The organism is Streptomyces sp. NPDC014870 (assembly GCF_043081505.1).
GTDB lineage: Bacteria > Actinomycetota > Actinomycetes > Streptomycetales > Streptomycetaceae > Streptomyces.
Window position 1 is genome coordinate 663,778 of the sequence record NZ_JBIBWQ010000003.1, and the last position, 13,960, is coordinate 677,737.

The 13,960-nt window shown below is 71.4% G+C and carries 11 protein-coding genes; 4 read left to right on the forward strand and 7 right to left on the reverse strand.

What is annotated here, in order from left to right:
- Positions 1–31: 31 nt before the first annotated feature.
- Complete coding sequence (locus ACF09C_RS11790; protein ID WP_015034542.1) at positions 32–706, reverse strand: Crp/Fnr family transcriptional regulator; 675 nt, start codon at positions 704–706, stop codon at positions 32–34.
- Positions 707–959: 253 nt separating this feature from the next.
- Here ACF09C_RS11790 and nth point away from each other — a divergent pair, with 253 nt between their 5' ends.
- From nth to ACF09C_RS11805, 3 genes are all read left to right on the forward strand, one after another.
- Positions 960–1,925: an endonuclease III gene (nth, locus tag ACF09C_RS11795; RefSeq protein ID WP_392091207.1), complete on the forward strand. Its 966-nt coding sequence runs from the start codon at positions 960–962 to the stop codon at positions 1,923–1,925.
- A gap of 100 nt (positions 1,926–2,025) precedes the next feature.
- The gene (locus ACF09C_RS11800; protein WP_392091422.1) at positions 2,026–2,712 is read left to right on the forward strand and encodes an NUDIX hydrolase; all 687 of its coding nucleotides are present in this window, start codon (positions 2,026–2,028) and stop codon (positions 2,710–2,712) included.
- Positions 2,713–2,797: 85 nt separating this feature from the next.
- Positions 2,798–3,997, forward strand: a complete 1,200-nt coding sequence (locus ACF09C_RS11805; protein ID WP_392091209.1) for a MarP family serine protease — start codon at positions 2,798–2,800, stop codon at positions 3,995–3,997.
- 75 nt (positions 3,998–4,072) lie between these two features.
- Here ACF09C_RS11805 and ACF09C_RS11810 read toward each other — a convergent pair whose 3' ends face one another.
- The 6 genes from ACF09C_RS11810 to ACF09C_RS11835 form a co-directional block, all read right to left on the reverse strand.
- Complete coding sequence (locus ACF09C_RS11810) at positions 4,073–4,261, reverse strand: hypothetical protein (protein WP_362005960.1); 189 nt, start codon at positions 4,259–4,261, stop codon at positions 4,073–4,075.
- Between the two features lie 143 nt (positions 4,262–4,404).
- Positions 4,405–5,349, reverse strand: coding sequence for an alpha/beta fold hydrolase (locus tag ACF09C_RS11815; RefSeq protein WP_392091211.1), 945 nt, complete (start codon positions 5,347–5,349; stop codon positions 4,405–4,407).
- Positions 5,346–5,843, reverse strand: coding sequence for a phage holin family protein (locus ACF09C_RS11820; RefSeq protein WP_392091212.1), 498 nt, complete (start codon positions 5,841–5,843; stop codon positions 5,346–5,348). The genes ACF09C_RS11815 and ACF09C_RS11820 overlap by 4 nt, the downstream gene beginning before the upstream one ends.
- Before the next feature lie 37 nt (positions 5,844–5,880).
- Entirely contained in the window at positions 5,881–7,284 is a 1,404-nt protein-coding gene (nhaA, locus tag ACF09C_RS11825; RefSeq protein ID WP_392091213.1) for a Na+/H+ antiporter NhaA, read from the reverse strand.
- A 275-nt stretch (positions 7,285–7,559) separates the two neighbouring features.
- Entirely contained in the window at positions 7,560–9,515 is a 1,956-nt protein-coding gene (gene acs / locus ACF09C_RS11830) for an acetate--CoA ligase (RefSeq protein WP_392091214.1), read from the reverse strand.
- Positions 9,516–9,726: 211 nt separating this feature from the next.
- Positions 9,727–12,195 carry a bifunctional SulP family inorganic anion transporter/carbonic anhydrase gene (locus tag ACF09C_RS11835; RefSeq protein ID WP_392091215.1) on the reverse strand — a complete coding sequence of 823 codons (2,469 nt, stop codon included), beginning with the start codon at positions 12,193–12,195 and terminating at the stop codon, positions 9,727–9,729.
- 323 nt (positions 12,196–12,518) lie between these two features.
- Here ACF09C_RS11835 and ACF09C_RS11840 point away from each other — a divergent pair, with 323 nt between their 5' ends.
- The gene (locus ACF09C_RS11840; protein WP_392091216.1) at positions 12,519–13,946 is read left to right on the forward strand and encodes a hypothetical protein; all 1,428 of its coding nucleotides are present in this window, start codon (positions 12,519–12,521) and stop codon (positions 13,944–13,946) included.
- The last annotated feature ends 14 nt before the right edge of the window (positions 13,947–13,960 follow it).

Consider the following 13,960-nt stretch of genomic DNA (forward strand, 5'->3'; position numbering starts at 1 on the left):
CCGGGGCGGCCTTCTCGTCCGTACGGGAGGGTTACCGCGAGCGCTTCGCGAGCCGCTCCACGTCCAGCAGGATCACGGCGCGGGCCTCCAGGCGCAGCCAGCCGCGCTGGGCGAAGTCCGCGAGGGCCTTGTTGACCGTCTCGCGGGAGGCGCCCACCAGCTGGGCCAGCTCCTCCTGGGTGAGGTCGTGGACGACGTGGATGCCCTCCTCGGACTGCACGCCGAAGCGGCGCGACAGGTCGAGGAGCGCGCGGGCGACGCGGCCCGGCACGTCGGAGAAGACCAGGTCGGACATCTGGTCGTTGGTCTTGCGGAGCCGGCGGGCGACCGCGCGCAGCAGGGCGGTGGCCACCTCGGGGCGGGCGTTCAGCCAGGGCTGGAGGTCGCCGTGGCCGAGGCCGAGCAGCTTGACCTCGGTCAGCGCGGTCGCGGTGGCGGTGCGCGGGCCCGGGTCGAAGAGGGACAGCTCGCCGATCAGCTCGCCGGGGCCGAGGACGGCGAGCATGTTCTCGCGGCCGTCGGGGGACGTGCGGTGGAGCTTCACCTTGCCCTCGGTGACCACGTACAGGCGGTCGCCGGGGTCTCCCTCGTGGAAGAGCGCGTCGCCACGGGCGAGCGTCGCTTCACTCATCGAGGCGCGCAGCTCCGCGGCCTGCTCGTCATCGAGCGCCGCGAAGAGCGGGGCGCGCCGCAGAACGTCGTCCACGAGTTCTCTCCTATGTCGACCTGCTCAGGGGACCTTGATCCCATGATGCCGGACGCACAAAACAGTGCGATCAATCACAACAAGTTTGACGTACCGAACCGCCCGTCCGTACGTCAGGGCCCCGATTGGGTCCTCATCGGTCGTGCCCGGGGCGGATGTCAGTGGCGGCCCTTAGGCTGGCCGGGTGTCCAACTCGCCGGTGAGAGCGCAGGCCAAGGGGGCTGGAAGAGTGTCCGCGAAGGGTAATTCCGCTGTGGGCGAACAGGGTGCGCCGAAGCGGACAAATGCCGCTAAACGCACGACAGAGGCTGCCCCAGAGCCCGACCGGAAGCCCGACCGGAAGCCCGCGAAGAGCACGGCGAAGGCGGGCCCGAAGGCGGCCGGCGGGAAGGCGGGCGCGAAGACCGCCCCGAAGACGGCCGCCCCCAAGGCCGCGAAACCGGAATCCCGGCTCGGGATGGTCCGCCGGGCCCGGAAGATCAACCGGGAGCTGGCCGAGGTCTTTCCGTACGCCCACCCCGAGCTGGACTTCCGGAACCCCTTCGAGCTGCTCGTCGCGACGGTCCTCTCCGCCCAGACCACGGACCTGCGGGTCAACCAGACCACCCCCGCGCTCTTCGCCGCGTACCCGACGCCCGAGGACCTGGCCGCCGCCGTGCCCGAGGAGGTCGAGGAACTGATCAGGCCCACCGGCTTCTTCCGTGCGAAGACCAAGTCGATCATGGGCCTCGCGGCCGCCCTCAGGGACGACTTCGGCGGCGAGGTCCCCGGCCGCCTCGACGACCTGGTCAAACTGCCCGGGGTGGGCCGCAAGACCGCCTTCGTCGTCCTCGGCAACGCCTTCGGGGTGCCCGGGATCACCGTCGACACCCACTTCATGCGCCTCGCCCGCCGCTGGAAGTGGACCGAGAGCGACGACCCGGTCAAGATCGAGGCCGAGGTCGCCGAGATCTTCCCGAAGAGCGAGTGGACGATGCTCTCGCACCGGGTGATCTTCCACGGCCGCCGCATCTGCCACGCCCGCAAGCCGGCCTGCGGCGCCTGCCCGATCGCCCCGCTCTGCCCGGCGTACGGCGAGGGCGAGACGGACCCGGAGAAGGCGAAGAAGCTCCTGAAGTACGAGAAGGGCGGCTATCCGGGCCAGCGCCTCAGCCCGCCGCCGGACTACCCCGGCCGACCGGCCGCCCCCGCCACCGGCGTGGCCCCGGGCGCCGAGTGAGACCTGGCCGGGGAACGAACCGGCGCACGGATCGCGTTGTGAATCACGGGGGTGCCTGCCTATGACGCGCACGGACGAAGAGACGGAAGAGACCGACGGCATGCCACCGGGCGTGGGCGCCGGCGGCCTGGTGCGCCGGGACGGGCTGCCCGACTGGCTGGGCCCCGTCGACCGGGCCGCGCGCGGCGTCCGGCCCGAGCAGCTCAGCCGCTTCCTGCCGCCCGCGAGCGGCGCCGGACGGCAGTCCGCCGTCCTGATCCTGTTCGGCGACGGGGAGCGCGGCCCCGAGCTGCTGCTCATGGAGCGCTCGGGCTCGCTCCGCTCGCACGCGGGCCAGCCCTCCTTCCCCGGCGGCGCCCTGGACCCCGAGGACGGCGACCCGGCCGACGGGGGCCTGCTGCGGGCCGCCCTGCGCGAGGCCGAGGAGGAGACCGGCCTCGACCCGGCCGGCGTGCAGCTCTTCGGCGTCCTGCCCCAGCTCTACATCCCGGTCAGCGGCTTCGTCGTCACCCCCGTCCTCGGCTGGTGGCGCACCCCCAGCCCGGTCGGGGTCGTCGACCCCGCAGAGACCGCCCGGGTCTTCACCGTGCCCGTGGCGGATCTCACGGACCCCGCGAACCGCGCGACCGCCATCCACCCGAGCGGCCACGCGGGCCCCGCCTTCCTTGTCGCATCTGCCCTGGTCTGGGGTTTTACCGCCGGAGTGATCGACCGGCTACTGCACTACTCCGGCTGGGAGCGGCCGTGGGACCGGGCCAAGCAGGTCCCGCTCGACTGGCGGTCATGACAGGCTGACCCAGGAACGGACCGACCCGGAGCTGGGGCGACCCTGGGCTGGGGCGACCGAAGACGGAACTGCGAGGCTATTGACGGTGAACGTGCTGGACATCCTGCTGCTGCTCGCCGCCGTGTGGTTCGCGATCATCGGCTACCGCCAGGGCTTCGTGGTCGGCATCCTGTCGGTCATCGGCTTTCTCGGCGGCGGTCTCGTCGCCGTCCTGCTGCTCCCGATCATCTGGGACCAGCTGACGGACAACTCCGAGGTCTCGACCACGGCGACCGTCGTCTTCGTGGTCGTGGTGATCGTCTGCGCGTCGGTCGGCCAGGCCTTCACCACCCACCTCGGGAACAAGCTGCGCCGCCACATCACCTGGTCCCCCGCGCGCGCCCTGGACGCCACCGGCGGCGCGCTGGTCAACGTGGTCGCCATGCTCCTGGTGGCCTGGCTGCTCGGCTCCGCCCTCGCCGGCACCTCGATGCCCACGCTCGGCAAGGAGGTCCGCAGCTCCAAGGTGCTGCTCGGGGTGGAGCAGGTGATGCCCGATCAGGCGTCCACCTGGTTCACCAACTTCACCTCGACGCTCGCGCAGAACGGTTTCCCGCAGGTCTTCAGCCCGTTCGCCAACGAGCCCATCACCGCGGTCCGCCCGCCGGACCCGGCACTCGCCGGCAGCCCGGTCGCGGCCCAGGCCAAGCGCGCCATCGTCAAGGTCGTCGGTACGGCCCCGAGCTGCGGCAAGGTCCTCGAAGGCACCGGCTTCGTCTTCGACGAGCGCCGGGTCATGACCAACGCCCATGTGGTCGGCGGCGTCGACGAGCCGACGGTCCAGATCGGCGGCGAGGGCAAGCTGTACGACGCGAAGGTCGTCCTCTACGACTGGCAGCGCGACATCGCCGTCCTGGACGTGCCGAACCTGAACGTCAGGCCCCTGCAGTTCACCGACGAGGACGCCCGCAGCGGCGACAGCGCGATCGTCGCGGGCTTCCCCGAGAACGGCTCGTACGACGTCCGTTCGGCGCGCGTCCGGGGCCGTATCAACGCCCAGGGCCCGGACATCTACCACCGCGGCGAGGTGCGCAGGGACGTGTACTCCCTGTACGCGACGGTCCGTCAGGGCAACTCCGGCGGCCCGCTGCTCACCGAGGACGGCAAGGTGTCCGGTGTGATCTTCGCCCGCTCCCTCGACGACAAGAACACCGGCTACGCGCTGACGGTCGACGAGATCCGCGAGGACATCGTCCAGGGTCGCGCGGCGACCCAGCAGGTCGACAGCCAGGGGTGTGCGCTGTAACAGGCGGCGTAGGCGGGGGCGGTGCGCCGGGGCCGAGTCCCGGGCGTGCCCGACTCGGTCCCGGATGTGACCGACTCAGTCCCGGGTGTGCCTGAGCCGGGCCGAGACCCAGCGGGCCCGGCGGCGCAGGATGCGCGGGATCCCGATCTCCTGCACGGGATGCGAGCGGCCCTGTTCCTGTGGGCCGCTCCTCTCGTGTGAGCCCGGCCCAGCGGCCGAGCGGCGGTTGCGTGCTGTGTCACCGAAGTCGTGCGTCCAGCCCATACCTCGACGTCTGCCCGTGCCCCAAGGTCGGTAACCGCCCCGGGGCCCGCCAATTGGAGTATGCGCCGGGCACATGGCCGTTCGGGGAACGGACGTACGGCGTCGGGGTGCTGACGGTGCGCCGACCCTGTGCCGACGGGGTGTCAGCGGTCCGGCTCGGGGTCCTTGAGCCAGTTGATCAGCTCCGTGGAGAACGCCACCGGGTCCTCCTCGTGGGGGAAGTGCCCGAGGCCGTCGAAGAGCCGCCAGCGGTACGGCGCCTCCACGTACTGGCCCGATCCCGCCGCGCTGCGGGTCCGCATCACGGGGTCCATGGAGCCGTGCACATGCAGCGTGGGCACCCGCACCGGGCGCTTCATGCGCCGGTTGAACTGGATGCCGTCGGGACGCGCCAGGGAGCGCACCATCCACCGGTACGGCTCGATCGAGCAGTGGGCCGTCGACGGGATGCAGATCGCCCGCCGGTAGACCGCGACCGCCTCCTCGTCGGGCAGGCCGGGGCCGGACCAGTCCTCGATCAGCCGGCCCACCAGGGCCGCCTCGTCCGCGACGAGCTGACGTTCCGGCAGCCACGGGCGCTGGAAGCCCCACACGTACGATCCGGCGCGGGACTGCGCGAAGTCCGACAGCATCGCCGAGCGCCAGCGGCGCGGGTGCGGCATCGAGGAGACCGCGAGCCGGCGCACCAGCTTGGGCCGCATGACCGCCGCCGTCCAGGCGAGGTAGCCGCCCAGGTCGTGGCCGACCAGCGCCGCGTCCGGCTCGCCGAGCGAGCGGATGACACCGGTGATGTCGAGCGCCAGGTTGGCGGGGTCGTAACCCCGGGGCGTGCGGTCGCTGCCGCCGACGCCCCTCAGGTCCATGGCCACGGCCCGGAAACCGGCGTCGGCGAGCGCGGGCAGCTGGTGGCGCCAGGTCCACCAGAACTGCGGGAACCCGTGCAGGAGCAGGACCAGCGGCCCGTCGCCCATCTCGGCGATGTGGAAGCGCGCTCCGTTGGCGGCCACGTCGCGGTGGGTCCACGGACCGTCGATCCGGACGGGGCTGCCGACGGGGCCGCTGCCGTTGCTGCTCTCGGGGACGGTCATGTGGACGAGCGTCCCACAGCCGCGACCTTGTCCTGGACCGCGGCGGGCAGCGCCACCTGTTCGGGGCGGGGGTGCGGCTTGGCGTTCTGCAGGATCGCGGCGGTCTGCTTGGCCGAGGCGATGGACTTCTCCGGCGGCTTGACCTTCTTGAACTTGGCGTACGCGATCAGCCCGAGCAGGCTCGCGAGCAGCACGTTCGCCGCGAAGGAGAGCAGGAAGCACCAGGCGAGGTTCCAGCCGCCCTCGCCGTTGTGGCCGCCGGTCCAGGCGTTGATGCCGTACGCGAGCGCGAAGCTCAGCATCGGCAGCGAGAAGAGGAGCACCGTGGCGGCCGTCACGCCTGCCGCGCCGCCGATGGCGCCCCGCTTGACGTCCTGCCGGATTTCGGCCTTGGCCAGCGCGATCTCGTCGTGCACCAGCGCGGACATCTCGGCGGTCGCCGAGGCGACCAGCTGGCCGAGGCTGCGCTCGGCTCCGTTGACCGGGTCGCTCATCGCTGCTCCCTCTTCTCTTCTACGGTCCGACCTCAGATCATGCCGGACTGTCGCCGTCATCGCGCGATGCCCCCGCCAATAGGGCGCGCTCTCGGTGCTCGGCGGCCTTGCGCTCGTAGATGGCGGCCATCCGGAGGTGGTACTCGGGGTTGTCCTCCTCGTAGATGTCCGGGATGCCGTCCTGGTCCTCGTCGCGCTCCTCCTCCGCCATCAGCGCCTCGTACTTCCGCACGCGCAGCTTGAGCAGGATGGTGGCGAGGACGGCCGCGGTGAGCGAGCCGATGAGGACGGCCGCCTTGACCTCTTCGGTCAGCGTCGGGTCGCCCTCGAAGGCCAGTTCGCCGATGAGCAGGGAGACGGTGAAGCCGATGCCGGCGAGGGAGGCGACGGCGAAGACGTCCGGCCAGGCCAGGTCGCTGTTGAGCTCCGCGCGGGTGAAGCGGGCGGCGAGCCAGGTGCCGCCGAAGATGCCGACGGCCTTGCCGACGACCAGGCCGAGGATCACACCGAGGGTGACGGGGTTGGTGGAGACCTCGGCGATGGACTTGCCGGTGATGGTGACGCCCGCGGAGAACAGCGCGAACAGGGGCACCGCGACGCCCGCGGAGAGCGGCCGGACCAGGTGCTCGATGTGCTCGCCGGGGGAGTGCTCCTCGCCCTCGTGCTTGGTGCAGCGCAGCATCAGGCCCATGGCGACACCGGCGATGGTGGCGTGGATGCCGCTGTTGTACATCAGGCCCCAGATGACCAGGGCGAGCGGGACGTAGATGTACCAGCCGCGGACGCCCTTGCGCAGCAGCAGCCAGAAGACGGCGAGGCCGACGAAGGCGCCGGCGAGGGCGGCGAAGTTCAGGTCGCCGGTGAAGAACACAGCGATGATCAGGATGGCGAAGAGGTCGTCGACGACGGCGAGCGTGAGCAGGAACGCGCGGAGCGCGGACGGCAGCGAGGTGCCGATGACGGCGAGGACCGCGAGGGCGAAGGCGATGTCCGTTGCGGTGGGCACGGCCCAGCCCTGCATCGAGCCGTCGCCGATGAGGTTGGTGAGTACGTAGACGAGCGCCGGTACGGCCATGCCGCAGAGGGCGGCGATGACGGGGAGCGCGGCGGCCTTGGGGTCGCGCAGCTCGCCCGCGACCAGCTCACGCTTGAGCTCGATACCGGCGACGAAGAAGAAGATCGCGAGGAGGCCGTCGGCCGCCCAGTGCTGGATCGAGAGGTCCAGACCGAGCGCGGCCGGGCCTATGTGGTAGTTCCGTACTGTTTCGTAGCTGTCGCTGAGGCCGGTGTTCGCCCAGACGAGGGCGGCGACGGCGGCCACCAGCAGGAGCACGCCACCGACGGTCTCGGCGCGCAGTGCGTCGGCCACGAACCGTCGCTCGGGCAGCGACAGGCGGCCGAGGAACTTACGGTCGGTGCGGGTGGGTGCGGGCGCGGGCACGGTGGGCGACCTCCGGTCGGGTAGGCAGGGCGAAGCACATGCCGACCAGACTTCCCGGCGCACCTAGGTTTTTCTGTCGCGTCTCTGACGCGATCTTTACTTTACCTAACGAGCGAGGGTTGTGTCCGGTGATCTTCACTTTAAGTACAAGGCCGCACTCCGGCTCGTTGGGGACAAATACGCACATGGAGGTGTGAAGCGGGCCATCTGCGGCAAAAGGGCGCCCGCTCCAGGTGGTCTGGAGCGGGCGCCCTACGGGAAGCGGGGGTTGGTGCTCAGTCCTCGCTGGCCGCGCTCGGCAGCTTCGTCTGGATGAGGTCCATGACGGAGGAGTCCGTGAGCGTCGTCACATCGCCGAGCTCCCGGTTCTCGGCCACGTCCCGCAGCAGACGGCGCATGATCTTGCCGGACCTGGTCTTCGGCAGCTCGGCCACCGGCAGGATCCGCTTCGGCTTCGCGATCGGGCCGAGCGTCGTACCGACGTGGTTGCGCAGCTCGGCGACGAGGCTCTCGTCCTCGCTCGCCGTACCGCGCAGGATCACGAAGGCGACGATCGCCTGTCCGGTCGTCTCGTCGGCCGCGCCCACGACCGCCGCCTCGGCGACGGCCGGGTGCGAGACCAGCGCCGACTCGACCTCGGTGGTGGAGATGTTGTGCCCGGAGACGAGCATGACGTCGTCGACCCGGCCCAGCAGCCAGATGTCGCCGTCCTCGTCCTTCTTCGCGCCGTCGCCGGCGAAGTACTTGCCCTCGAAGCGGGACCAGTACGTGTCCAGGAAGCGCTGGTCGTCGCCCCAGATGGTGCGGAGCATCGACGGCCACGGCTCGGTCAGGACCAGGTAGCCGCCGCCCCCGTTCGGGACCTCGTTGGCCTCGTCGTCGACGACGGTCGCGGAGATGCCGGGGAGCGGGCGCTGGGCCGAGCCCGGCTTGGTCTCGGTGACGCCGGGCAGCGGCGAGATCATCATCGCGCCGGTCTCGGTCTGCCACCAGGTGTCCACGATCGGGGTCTTCCCGGCGCCGATGTGCTCGCGGTACCAGACCCACGCCTCGGGGTTGATCGGCTCGCCGACCGAGCCGAGCACGCGCAGGCTCGACAGGTCGAACTTGGCGGGGATGTCGTCGCCCCACTTCATGAACGTGCGGATCGCGGTGGGCGCCGTGTAGAGGATCGTGACGCCGTACTTCTGGACGATCTCCCAGAACCGGCCCTGGTGCGGGGTGTCCGGGGTGCCCTCGTAGATGACCTGCGTCGCGCCGTTGGAGAGCGGCCCGTACGTGATGTACGAGTGCCCGGTGACCCAGCCGATGTCGGCGGTGCACCAGTAGACGTCGGTCTCCGGCTTGAGGTCGAAGACGGCGTGGTGGGTGTAGGACGCCTGGGTGAGGTAGCCGCCGGAGGTGTGCAGGATGCCCTTGGGCTTACCCGTCGTCCCCGAGGTGTAGAGGATGAAGAGCGGGTGCTCGGCGTCGAACGCCTCGGGGGTGTGCTCGGTGGACTGGCGGCCGACGATGTCGTCCCACCAGACGTCCCGGCCCTCGGTCCACGCGACGTCCTGGCCCGTACGCCGGACCACGAGGACGTTGTCCACGCCGGCACCCCGGGTGAGGGCCTCGTCGACGGCGGGCTTCAGGGCGCTGGGCTTGCCGCGGCGGTAGCCGCCGTCGGCGGTGATCACCAGCTTGGCGTCGGCGTCCGCCACCCGGGTGGCGATGGCGTCGGCCGAGAAACCGCCGAAGACCACGGAGTGCGCGGCGCCGATGCGGGCGCAGGCCAGCATCGAGACGACGGCCTCGGGGATCATCGGCAGGTAGATGGCGACCCGGTCGCCGGAGGTGACGCCCAGCTCGGTCAGGGCGTTGGCCGCCTGCGAGACCTCGTCCTTGAGCTGCGCGTAGGTGATGGCGCGGCCGTCGCCCGGCTCGCCCTCGAAGTGGATGGCGACCCGGTCGCCGTGGCCGGCCTCGACATGGCGGTCCACGCAGTTGTACGCCACGTTCAGCGTGCCGTCGGCGAACCACTTGGCGAACGGCGGGTTCGACCAGTCGAGGGTCTCGGTCGGCTCGGTGGCCCAGGTGAGGCGCTTCGCCTGCTCGGCCCAGAAGCCAAGCCTGTCCGCCGCGGCCTGCTCGTAGGCCTCCGCCGTCACGTTGGCGTGCGCGGCCAGCTCGGCGGGCGGCGCGAACCGCCGCTCCTCCTTGAGCAGGTTGGCCAGGCTTTCGTTGCTCACGACATCTCCCTTTCCCAGGGCGTCCTATGTGCCTATGTGTCCCGCGTCATAGCTCATCAGTCAGAGGGCCGGGTGACAAGAGCCTCCAGGCAATTGGTTTAGACCTGTGAGTCGACGTGGGTGCGCGGTGGCGGGATGCGCGGTGGCCCCTCCGTCCCGAGCGGTAGGACGAAGGGGCCACCCAGTCTCACGGACGCGCGGGCGGGACGGTTCAGGACGCGCGGGCGTCCGTCAGGTCGTCGACGCGGGACGCGGCGACCCGGTCGCCGTCGGCGGTCCGCGCGAGCACCTCCTCGGCCCGCCCCTCCGGTCGTCCGACCGGTCCCTCCGGGCGTCCGACCGGTCCCGACGGTGCGACCCGGTCGAAGACGTCCTCGTAGCGGTGCTGCTCGTCCGGCTCGGCCAGCAGGTACGCCTGGGCCTCGCCGACGTGGAAGTACATCCCGTGCAGCGTCAGCGTGCCCTCGGCGAGCCGCCGCGCCACCGACTCGTACGCCCGCAGATGCTCCAACTGCTGGACCACGTTGGTCAGGCAGAGCTGCTCCACCGCGTCGGCCGGCAGCCGTCCAGAGATCCGGGCCCAGGCGTGGTGCCGGCTGGCCATCCGCTCCAGGCTGGGCTTCCCGTGCCGCAGCCAGCGCCGCAGCGGGGTCCGCGGGGCGTCCGGCGCGCTGTTCAGGAGGGCCTGCATGGCGCCGCAGCCGGAGTGTCCGCAGATGGTGATCGACTGGACCCGCAGCACCTCCACCGCGTACTCGATCGCCGCCGCGACCGAGTCGTCACCGCTCTCCTCGCCGGGCAGCGGAACGAGATTGCCCACGTTCCGCACGGTGAACAGGTCACCGGGACCGCTTGAAGTGATCATGCTCGTCACCAGGCGGGAATCGGCGCAGGTGAGGAAGAGCTGCGAGGGGCGCTGGCCCTCGCGGGCCAGCCGGGCGAGCTCGTCGCGCACGAGCGGCGCCGTGTTGCGCTGGAACTTGCCGATGCCGCTCGCCAGTTGGTGCCCGGTGCCCGGCCGGTCGTCGGTCGCCGACGGGTGCCCCGTCGCCCGGCGCGTCTCGTCGGTGGGGTGATGGTGCCCGCCGCAGTGGTTGCGCCAGGGCGTCCAGGGGCGGCAGCAGGCGTGGGAGGCCGGGTCGGGCTCGGCGATCCGGGCGCCGGACGGGCCGGTCACCTCGACCTCGCCGCCGAGTCGCACCTGGCTCGCCTGCCAGTCGTGCAGGGTCTCGTACGCCGCGTGGTCCATGAACGACCCGTCCAGTTCGACGACGACGCGGGCTCCTTGGGGCAGTTGGTGCAGAGCCCGGCTCAGCCGGGGAACGGCGAGGAACGTCAACTGCCCGCGGATGCGCACCAGGTGTCGGCCGTCCCGCTCCTCGCGGGTGATCCGGGTCTTGGTGAGGCGGTGCATGGCGACCGCGGTGGCCACGGCGATCCCGAGCGCGACGCCTTCGAGGATGCCGACGAGGACGACCCCGCTGAGCGTCACGGCGTACACCAGGACTTCGCGGTGGCGGGTGACGCTGCGGATGTGCGTGATGCTGACCATCTGGATGCCGACGACCATGACGAGCGCGGCGAGCGCGGGCAGCGGGATCAGGTCGAGGACCGGCACCAGGAGGAGCGCGGCGAGCACGATCCACAGGCCGTGCAGCATCGTGGAGTGGCGGCTCACGGCGCCCGCCGAGACGTTGGCGACACTGCGCACCGCGACCCCGGCGACCGGGAGCCCGCCGAGGGCGCCCGAGACGACGTTCGCGGCTCCCTGGCCGGCCAGTTCGCGGTCGAGCCGGGACCGGGGCACGCCGTGGCCGTGGTCCGCGCGGGCGGCCACCAGCTTGTCCACGGCGACCGCGGAGAGCAGCGACTGCACGCTGGTGACCAGCGTGATCGTGAGGACGCCCGCCGCGATCCCGAGGACGGGGCCCTCCGGGAGTCCGGGCAGGGCGTGACTGCTCCAGGAGGGCAGGTCGACGCGGGGGGCGGCGAGCCCGGCGAGCGTGGCGGCGACCGTCGCGGCGGCCACGGCGGCGAGGGCGGCCGGGACCTTCCGCAGCAGCCGTCCCGTACGGCCCGGCAGGCGTGGCCACAGCAGGAGCAGGGACACCGTGAGGGCGCTGATCACCAGCGCGGCCGGGTACGCGTCGGCCACCTGCGAGGGCAGGCCGACGACGTTGTCCACGGCGGAGCTCTGCGGGGTGCCGCCGAGCACGATGTGGAGCTGCGCGAGGGCGATGGTCACGCCGATGCCGGCGAGCATGCCGTGCACGATCGCGGGGGAGACCGCGAGGGCGGAGCGGGCCACCCGCAGGGCGGACAGGCCGAGTTGGGCGAAGCCGGCGAGGACGGTGATGGCGCAGGTGGTGCGCCAGCCGTAGCGCTGGATCAGCTCGGCGGTGACCACCGTGAGGCCCGCGGCGGGGCCGCTGACCTGGAGCGGCGAGCCACCGAACCGCCCGGCGACGATGCCGCCGACGGCCGCGGCCACGAGACCGGCCTGGAGCGGGGCTCCGGTGGCGAGCGCGATGCCGAGGGAGAGCGGCAGCGCGATCAGGAAGACGGCGATCGACGCGGACACGTCGGCGCCGGCGATGCGGAAGCGGCGGGCGGGGCCGCCGTCGGGCGGGCTGTGCGGTCGCTGGTCGGGGGTTCGGCGCAGGGGTGGGCAGAGAGTCATGTGTTCCCGTCTTCTCCGGGGCAGCGCGGTCGCGGCTCGTGCGGGACGAACGTGGGGGTCGCGGCCGTGGGTCACGGCGTGCAGTGGCGGGATGACCGGGCGGCGACACACGCCGTGCAGGGCGACGGCGACCATCAACGCTCAGTAAATGGATCGTAATGGAGAGTAAAGACTGCGGCATTATTTTCGGGGCAAACAGGGCAATGATTCACCGGTTGGGGTGACAGTCCGTTGCCGTTCCGCTTGTCGTTTCATCGTTCCGGCCTCCGTGGTGCGACGTTGACGCCGCTCGTACCCGTACGGAACCGAGGAGAGGTGGGCGGATGTCGACCGCCGGGAGAAGGACCACTGTCCGCACTGTCCGCAGGAGGGCACTCGGCGTCGGTGCCCTTGCCGTCGCCCTGATGACCGGCCTCGCCGGCTGCTCGGATCCCTCCGGGTCGGCGCCGAAGGAGAAGGGCGCCCCCGGGGCGAAGAAGCCCGCCCCGGCCGCCGCGCCGAACGCGCCGCGCCTGATCGGCGACGGCTCCACCGCCTTCACCGGCGCGCAGCCGCGCCAGCCCGTCTGGGAGAAGCTCAAGCCGGGGCAGCAGCCCCCGCAGTTCGTGGTGTTCTCCTGGGACGGCGCGGGCGAGGACAGCCAGAAGCTCTTCTCCCACTTCCGTGAGGTGGGCAAGAAGTACAACGCGACCATGACCTACTTCCTCAGCGGCGTGTACCTGCTGCCCGAGGACAAGCGCACGCTCTACGACCCGCCGGGCCACGCGGCCGGCCGCTCCGACATCGGCTTCAACGACACCGAGGGCATCCGCGCCACCGTCCGCGAACTGCGCGGCGCCTGGCAGGAGGGCAACGAGGTCGGCACGCACTTCAACGGCCACTTCTGCGGGCCGGAGAGCGGCGTCGGGACCTGGTCGGTCGAGGACTGGAAGAGCGAGATCGGTCAGGCCAAGTCCTTCGTGAAGAACTGGAAGACGAACTCCGGCCTGACCGCCGAGCAGCCCCTGCCGTTCGACTACGACAAGGAGCTGGTCGGCGCCCGCACGCCCTGCCTGGAGGGCCGCGAGAACTTCGTGAAGGCCGCGTCCGAGCTGGGCTTCCGCTACGACACCAGCGGCGTCAACGACCAGATCTGGCCGAAGAAGGACCACGGCCTGTGGGACCTGTCGATGCACCTGGTCCCGATGCCCGGCCGGGCGTTCCAGACGCTCTCGATGGACTACAACTTCATGGTCAACCAGTCGGGCACCACGACCCAGGGCGACCCCTCGCAGCACGCGTACTGGGGCAACCAGATGCGGGACGGTCTGGTGCAGGCCTTCAATCGCTCGTACCACGGCAACCGGGCGCCGGTCGTGATCGGCAACCACTTCGAGTCCTGGAACGGCGGCACGTACATGCGCGCCATCGAGGAGACCATCGCCACGGTCTGCGTGCAGAAGGACGTGAAGTGCGTGTCCTTCCGGCAGCTCGCGGACTGGCTCGACGCCCAGGACCCCGCCGTCATCGAGAAGATGCGGACCCTGAAGGTCGGCGAGGCCCCGCAGGGCGGCTGGGCGACCTTCCTGGCCTCGCAGCCGCAGGCCCCTTCGGACCCGCTGGCTCCGCCGGCGAAGCCGATGACGGGCTCCGAGCCGCTGGCCGGATCCGCCCCGCTGGCCGACTCCGAGCCGCAGACGGACTCCGAGCCGCAGGCGGACTCCGAACCACAGGCCGGCTCCGAGCCGCTGAGGAAGCCCGGACAGGACTGACCCACCCTCGGGGC

What these genes read in the sequence shown, in the direction of transcription:
- ACF09C_RS11800 (WP_392091422.1), top strand. Translation starts at nt 2,026, where the DNA reads ATGCCACCGGGCGTGGGCGCCGGCGGCCTGGTGCGCCGGGACGGGCTG.
- ACF09C_RS11810 (WP_362005960.1), bottom strand. Translation starts at nt 4,261, where the DNA reads ATGGGCTGGACGCACGACTTCGGTGACACAGCACGCAACCGCCGCTCG.
- ACF09C_RS11815 (WP_392091211.1), bottom strand. Translation starts at nt 5,349, where the DNA reads ATGACCGTCCCCGAGAGCAGCAACGGCAGCGGCCCCGTCGGCAGCCCC.
- ACF09C_RS11820 (WP_392091212.1), bottom strand. Translation starts at nt 5,843, where the DNA reads ATGAGCGACCCGGTCAACGGAGCCGAGCGCAGCCTCGGCCAGCTGGTC.
- ACF09C_RS11835 (WP_392091215.1), bottom strand. Translation starts at nt 12,195, where the DNA reads ATGACTCTCTGCCCACCCCTGCGCCGAACCCCCGACCAGCGACCGCAC.
- ACF09C_RS11840 (WP_392091216.1), top strand. Translation starts at nt 12,519, where the DNA reads ATGTCGACCGCCGGGAGAAGGACCACTGTCCGCACTGTCCGCAGGAGG.